The 5,534-nt window shown below is 61.7% G+C and carries 7 protein-coding genes; 6 read left to right on the top strand and 1 reads right to left on the bottom strand.

Annotated features, from left to right (window positions below):
* The 5 genes from proC to QM600_RS28760 form a co-directional block, all read left to right on the top strand.
* Positions 1–586: pyrroline-5-carboxylate reductase (proC, locus tag QM600_RS28780; RefSeq protein WP_283265150.1), on the top strand; the 586-nt coding region annotated here is incomplete at its 5' end.
* A gap of 126 nt (positions 587–712) precedes the next feature.
* Positions 713–949, top strand: a complete 237-nt coding sequence (locus tag QM600_RS28775) for a helix-turn-helix domain-containing protein (RefSeq protein WP_003941845.1) — start codon at positions 713–715, stop codon at positions 947–949.
* 244 nt (positions 950–1,193) lie between these two features.
* The gene (locus QM600_RS28770; RefSeq protein ID WP_003402602.1) at positions 1,194–1,295 is read left to right on the top strand and encodes a 30S ribosomal protein bS22; all 102 of its coding nucleotides are present in this window, start codon (positions 1,194–1,196) and stop codon (positions 1,293–1,295) included.
* A gap of 257 nt (positions 1,296–1,552) precedes the next feature.
* Positions 1,553–2,725 (top strand): NAD-dependent epimerase/dehydratase family protein, encoded by a 1,173-nt coding sequence (locus QM600_RS28765; protein WP_283265149.1) that lies wholly within the window; start codon positions 1,553–1,555, stop codon positions 2,723–2,725.
* The gene (locus QM600_RS28760) at positions 2,722–3,756 is read left to right on the top strand and encodes a lysophospholipid acyltransferase family protein (protein ID WP_283265148.1); all 1,035 of its coding nucleotides are present in this window, start codon (positions 2,722–2,724) and stop codon (positions 3,754–3,756) included. The genes QM600_RS28765 and QM600_RS28760 overlap by 4 nt, the downstream gene beginning before the upstream one ends.
* Before the next feature lie 43 nt (positions 3,757–3,799).
* On the opposite strand, the gene QM600_RS28755 is transcribed toward QM600_RS28760, so the two are convergent.
* Entirely contained in the window at positions 3,800–4,795 is a 996-nt protein-coding gene (locus QM600_RS28755; protein WP_283265147.1) for an HAD family hydrolase, read from the bottom strand.
* A 201-nt stretch (positions 4,796–4,996) separates the two neighbouring features.
* On the opposite strand from QM600_RS28755, the gene QM600_RS28750 reads away from it, so the two are divergent.
* Positions 4,997–5,257: a glutaredoxin family protein gene (locus QM600_RS28750; RefSeq protein WP_283265146.1), complete on the top strand. Its 261-nt coding sequence runs from the start codon at positions 4,997–4,999 to the stop codon at positions 5,255–5,257.
* Positions 5,258–5,534: the final 277 nt, after the last annotated feature.

The raw sequence follows: 5,534 nt of genomic DNA, 5'->3' as shown, positions 1-5,534 counted from the left end.
GACCGAACTTGCCAAGGTTGATCTCGACGGTGACCTCGAGCAGCTGATCGTCTCACTGGCCGCTGGAATCCCGACCGGGTTCTACGAAACGCGTCTGCCCGCAGGGTTCCCGGTGGTTCGTGTCATGCCGAACACTCCGATGCTGGTCGGTGAGGGTGTGAGCGTCTTGGCTCCGGGACGCCATGTCAAAGCTGAGCACCTGGAATTGGTGCGCGGAATTCTGGGTAGCGTCGGCAAGGTCGTCACTGTTCCCGAATCCCAGATCGATGCTGTGACGGCGGTGTCGGGCTCCGGCCCCGCATACTTCTTCCTGGTGGCCGAAGCGATGATCGATGCCGGCGTCGGGCTAGGACTTACCCGCGCGGTGGCAACGGAATTGGTTGTCCAGACAATGGTCGGTTCGGCCGCCATGCTCGATCGCACCGGGGACAGCGCTGCAGAGCTTCGCGCTGCCGTCACATCGCCGGGTGGTACGACAGCTGCCGCTGTCCGGCAGTTGGAAGCCGGTGGTCTCCGAACCGCGTTCTTCGAAGCACTCGACGCCGCGAAGACCCGTTCCGCCGCGATGGGCGTGACTGCCGAATAGTCGCCCGTTACGCCACACCCGTCGCTTTAACCCCACTAGTACAGCTAAGCTCGGGTTAGTACGTACGTGTCTGTTCCGCCGGAGGGGAAGCCGGCGGCGCGAGTCGTACTGGAGGTATGTGGATTTATGGTGTCTGCAAACAAGCCGTCCATGGGTTCGTCCCACGACGGAAAGCCGGCTGTGGCCGGCACACAATTCCTCACTGTTGCCGAAGTGGCAACTTTGATGAGGGTGTCGAAAATGACTGTGTACCGATTGGTGCACAGTGGCGAGTTGCCTGCTGTTCGAGTGGGCCGCTCGTTCCGTGTGCATGCGAAAGCGGTACACGACTATCTCGAAACCTCGTACTTCGATGCCGGCTGACCAGGCGGTTCGAAGAGGATGAGCTCGGCGTAGGCCGAGTCACGGGCACAGCAGTAGCTGTGCCGGAGGCTCGGTTTATGTCGGGTGACCCCACACCGGTACGATGAGCAACTGTCGTACCAGCAAGCTGGTGTCGTAAGGCGCTGAGCTAGTTAAAACGAGGGCCAGGCGCCAGTTGCTTGGCGCAGGCGTACGTGACCGGCGTGCGCAGGAACGCTATAGAAGAACGTGAGGGACACCCGCTATGGGTTCAGTGATCAAGAAGCGTCGCAAGCGCATGTCCAAGAAGAAGCACCGCAAGTTGCTTCGTCGTACCCGAGTGCAGCGCAGGAAACTCGGTAAATAAGCAGTATTTGCAGTACACATCGATGCCCGTCACCCCATTTCCGGGGTGGCGGGCATCGATGTATTGGGGGATCTTTCGGGAACCGTCTCACTAGGTGGACGGTATGTCTTGAATGCACGCGATGCGGGTAATCAGCGCAAGTCCTCGACTGCCCGTAAAGTGGGGACAACTTGTCGCGAAAGTGTTTCGGGAATGCCTGTTTGTCCTGGATATGGGGGTACTTGGTGGTAGATCGTGACATGACAACAAGCGACAAAATGGCCGAAAAAACGGCCGATGAGACGAAGTCGAACAGCGCCGGTGAAACGAAGTCGAACGGCTCTGTTCCTCGTGTTGTTCTCGTGACGGGGGCAAGCCGATTCCTCGGCGGCTACCTGGTACGACGGCTGGCACAGAATCCCGATATCGAGCGTGTGATCGCCGTCGACTCGGTCAGCCCGAGCAAGGACATGCTCCGCCGAATGGGCCGCGCCGAATTTGTGCGCGCCGACATCCGCAACCCCCTCATCGGCAAGGTCGTCCGCGGCGCCGAAGTCGACACTGTCGTGCATGCGTCGACGCTGCAGAGGGCCCCAAAATCGGGCTCTCGCGCCGCGATGAAAGACATGAACGTCATCGGAGCGATGCAGCTGTTCGCGGTCTGCCAGAAAGCTCCCACCGTCCGTAAGGTCGTGCTCCGATCCGCATCGGTGGTGTACGGCTGCAGCGCCAAAGACCCGGTCAAGTTCACCGAGGAGATGAGCGCGCGTCGTCGCCCGCCCGGTGGATATGCGCGCGACAGCCTCGAGATCGAGGGATATCTGCGCGGCATGGGACGCCGTCGGCCCGACATCTCCGTGGGCATTCTGCGGCTCGCTCCGCTGATCGGCCCCCAACTCACGGCGACGGTCGGACACTATGTGAGCGCGCCGGTGGTGCCGACGATCGTCGGGCGCGACGCCAGACTGCAGTTACTGCACGTGGAAGACGCGTTGGCCGCGCTCGAATGCGCTACCGTCTCGTCGGTCGCCGGGACGTACAACATCGCCGCTGACGGCGTCGTGATGATGTCGCAGGCCATCAGGCGCGCCGGACGCATCCAAGTCCCCATGCCGCTGGCGCTGTTCCGTAGCGCCGGCAGCGCGCTGGTGGGTTCGTCGATGCGGTTGTATACCGACGAACAACTCGAATACTTCCGATTCGGCTGTGGTCTCGATACCACGCGTATGCGGACCGAGATGGGTTTCTCGCCCCGATGGACGACGATGCAGGCTTTGGACGACTTCGTCCGGGCCACGCAGACGCGGCGGATCATCGGTTCCAGCTGGATCGATCGCGCCGAGCAGACGTTGACTGCAATCGTCGGCGGCAACGCGGTATCTTCCCCGGGCTCGCAGAACGCAGACGTCCTGTCGATGCCGGACACCGGCAGTGGTGTGGTGGAGAGATGACCGACGTGGCCAAGGTAATTCCGCTGCGACCGAACAGCGGTCGAAGCGATTCAGGGCGTACGCGAACCCGTGAATCCGTCACCGGCACCGAACGAATGGTGCGAGAGCAGAGTGAACGTCGACATCCGTCCAGTTCGTCATTGCCTCCGAATCCTCCTGACGAGGGCTCCTTCATCGACTCCACACGATCGAGTTTGGTCGATCAGATCGCTTCTGCGGCAGAGTTCTTACGGCGTCGAGTAGCCGGTGACTACGAGGTCGACGAGTTCGGGTTCGATCCGCATTTTGCGGACAATATCGTGATGCCGATGCTGAGGCCGCTGTTCGAGAAGTGGTTCCGCGTCGAGGTGAGCGGCATCGAGAACATCCCACTCACGGGTGGCGCCCTGGTGGTTGCGAATCATGCGGGCGTGATCCCACTCGACGGATTGATGACGTCCGTTGCCGTGCACGATCATCATCCGGCGCACCGACCGCTGCGAATGTTGGCTGCGGACATGGCATTCGAGATGCCGGTGATCGGTGGGCTGGCACGCAAGGCCGGGCACACACTGGCCTGTAACCCCGATGCCGAGCGGCTACTGAGCGAAGGCGAAGTGGCGGCAGTGTTTCCCGAAGGATTCAAGGGAATCGGTAAGCCGTTCAGCGAGCGGTACAAGTTGCAGAGGTTCGGACGCGGCGGCTTCGTCTCGGCTGCCATGCGCTCCGGAGCGCCGATCATTCCGTGCTCGATTGTCGGATCCGAGGAGATCTATCCCAAGATCGGTGACCTGACGACACTCGCGCGAGTGCTGGGATTACCGTATTTTCCGGTCACACCGTTGTTCCCGCATCTGGGACCGCTCGGCCTCGTTCCGCTACCGTCGAAGTGGCATATCGAGTTCGGAACCCCGATCGTCACCGACACGTACGGTCCTGGCGCAGAAGAGGATCCGATGGTTCTCTTCGAAGTGACCGACCACGTACGCGAGACAATCCAGCAGACGCTCTACCGGTTGTTGGCCAAGCGGCGCAACATCTTCCTCGGCTGAAGTGCAGTCCGGATCGGCAGTCGCCGATCCGGACTTCTACTACTTACGTGCTCTGTTCTTTTCGTCGTGCCAGGATGACGGCGAGTGCCCCGCCGATCGCCCCGAGAATCAGGGCCGTGGGAACGCCGATCTTGGCAGCCTTGCGGCCGGTGCGGAAATCACGCACCTCCCAGCCACGGTTCTTCGCGAGTTCGCGAAGATCGGCGTCGGGATTGATCGCGACAGGCGTGCCGACCAGGGAAAGCATCGGAACGTCGTTATGGCTGTCGGAATACGCAGAGCATCGTTTGAGATTGAGACCCTCACGAACCGCCAGTGTGCGGACGGCGTGCGCCTTACCCATGCCGTGCAGGATGTCGCCGACGAGACGGCCGGTGAACACACCGTCCTCACTCTCGGCGACGGTGCCCAGAGCTCCGGTCAGGCCCAACCGCTCGGCAATGACCTGAGCAAGTTCGACGGGGGTAGCTGTCACCAGCCAGACCTGCTGGCCGGCGTCCAAATGCATCTGCGCCAGCGCACGGGTGCCCGCCCAGATCTTGTCCGCGATTACTTCGTCGTAGATCTCCTCGCCGAGGCGAGCGAGTTCGGCAGTGGACCGACCCGCGACAAACGAGAGTGCCTTCTCGCGGCCCTCGGCGACGTCGTCACTGCTTTCGCGTCCGGTGACCCGGAATTTGACCTGCTTCCAGGCGAAATCCACGAGATCCGACGTCTTCAGGTACTTACGAGCAGCGAGTCCTCGGGCGAAGTGAATGATCGACGCACCTTGAACCATGGTGTTGTCGACGTCGAAGAAGGCTGCGGCCGTGAGATCGCGGGGAACCGCTGGTGACTCGTCGTCCGCGGTGGGCACGACCGGATTGGCGGCCGCGGTGAGCGCAAGCGCTGCGTCCACACTGGCCTCGCCGGCGAGGTTGGCTCGAACTTCCGATTCGCTCGGGCCCAGCGGATTCTTGACGCGGCGACGCCCGGGGAGAATAACCCCGGCCAGCCCCGATCCGAATCCGGAGCCGTTCGGTAGTGATCGCGCAGGCACCCGCACCTCCTGTGTTGCACTGTTGAGCAGAAAACTCTTCGAGTCAGCCTATCCTCCACAGCGCGGCGCCAAGGGTTGGATGGCGATGAGCGCGGCGAGCGTGTGACCTTCCTCTCCGCCGATTTGGTATCGAGGGGGCGGCAGACGGCAGACTCTGGGGATAAGTAGATGAGCATCCAGCCCCGGAAAGGTACTTACTCGATGACTGCCGAGAGACATGTTGTGACCCTGTTGACACGCGCAGGATGCGCCTCCTGCGTCTGCGCGGCGGAGGTGCTGAGAAGGGTCTGCAGTGAGTTCGAGCTTGAAGTGACGTGCATCGACGTGGACGAAGCTGCTGCGAGCGACCCTGACTTGCGGGCCGAGTACGGCGACCGATTGCCGGTCATTCTTCTAGACGGACGTGAGCACGGTTACTGGGAAGTTGACGAAGAGCGCCTTCGCGACGATTTACGCAAGTAAGGCAACCCTCAATCAGAAGAAATCGATGGCTTTGCAGGTTAAAGGCACATCGAACCCGTTCCAAGCAACTTTGTGCATGGGTTCACAAGCGGTTACCGTGGTGTGAACATTCCCCCGGAGCATCGTGGAGGTCGACAGTTGTGTCGGTCGGACGAGGAGCCAACGACGTGACCGAACCGCACCAGACGCATGAGCCGCTGGCTCAGCGCGTCACCGGCGCTGCGGGCACTTCTGTCACTACTGCCGGTGCCGCCACCGCGGATTCTTCGGTTACTAC

Source organism: Rhodococcus sp. IEGM 1379 (assembly GCF_030056815.1).
In the GTDB taxonomy this organism is placed as follows: domain Bacteria; phylum Actinomycetota; class Actinomycetes; order Mycobacteriales; family Mycobacteriaceae; genus Rhodococcus_F.
Note: the sequence above shows the minus strand (reverse complement) of the source record. Positions and strands in the feature narration are given on the sequence as shown.